This window comes from Streptomyces viridosporus, from assembly GCF_002078235.1.
In the GTDB taxonomy this organism is placed as follows: Bacteria; Actinomycetota; Actinomycetes; order Streptomycetales; family Streptomycetaceae; genus Streptomyces; species Streptomyces viridosporus.
The window spans coordinates 1-1,089 of the sequence record NZ_MSGP01000882.1; the positions used below are offsets into that span (position 1 = coordinate 1).

The following is a 1,089-nucleotide window of genomic DNA, read 5'->3' on the forward strand; positions in this document are numbered from 1 at the left end:
GGGCGAGACCGGGGGCGGCGCGGGCAGCGGCGTCTCCCGGAGGCGGAAGGCGAGGATGCCCGCCGGACGGGTCAGGAAGCGGTCGGGGAGCCCCGTCGTGAGCAGTGCGGTGATCCGGGAGGGCCCGACACCGGCCGCCAGCCATGCGGTGACGGCCGGCGCCAGGCGCACGGCCTCACGCTCGGACAGGACGAGACGCGGATCGACGCGGCGGAGGGAGGCCAGGACGGCGACCGCCCGCGGGTCGGCGTCGGCGAGTGCGGTCGGCCCTTCCGGCTGGTCCGGAGTGGGTGTGGAAGCTGCTTGCGTAGCCGCCGGAGAGGGAGCGGATTGCTCGGTTGCGGACGCCTTCCGGGGCCGGGGCGGCTTCGGCGGTTCCGGTGGCCCGTCCGGGCCCGGCTGCGGTGCGCCGCCGGGGACGTCGTAGAAGTACGTCCGGGTGCGGATCTGTCCGGAGGGCAGGCGCTCGCGGCGGCGTTCCAGGTATCCGGCGGCTTCCAGTTCCCGCAGGGCGCGGGAGATGAGGATCTCGCCCTCGGTGAAGTGGGCGCACAGGGCGGCGATGCTCACGGGGGTGCCGGTGGGCAGGGAGAGGATGTAGACCGCGACGCCGACGGTGACCGCGCTGCCGCGCCGTTGGGCGAGGGCGTTGGGGATCACGGTGAAGTCGGCGGTGAGCCGGGTGCGGACGTGGATCACGCCGGAGGTCGGAGCTCCGGCGTCGGCGCGCAGGCGCGCGTTAGACTGCGGGTCAGCCATCGGGAAGTGTGCTCTTCCTGATCGGTCAGGCCCTCGATCGGGATGCCACTCCCGGCCGGGGGCCGTATCTGTTTGCGGTTGTCGCGGCGAACGTAACCGCCCGCGTCCCGCGCCTGCAAGCCGGTCACTCGCACGAGTGACGCGGTCCTTTCGGCGGGGAGGGTGGGTGGGCGGGTGGTTCTTTCTCCCGGTTCTTCGGGGAGGTCAGTGGCCCACCGGGTCCTCGCGGACGAGGGTCCGGTGGGCCCGGAAGACGGGCGGCGACCGGGGTCCGGCCTCCTCAGGCACGGCGGTGTTCGGCCTTCAGCTCACCTATGAAGGCGGCCCGGG

Annotated in this window: 1 protein-coding gene; it reads right to left on the minus strand. The window is 73.8% G+C overall.

Annotated features, from left to right (window positions below; translation table 11 throughout):
• A partial coding sequence (locus B7L92_RS38405; RefSeq protein ID WP_174704094.1) for a hypothetical protein occupies window positions 1-759 on the minus strand: 759 nt, incomplete at its 3' end.
• Window positions 760-1,089 lie beyond the last annotated feature (330 nt).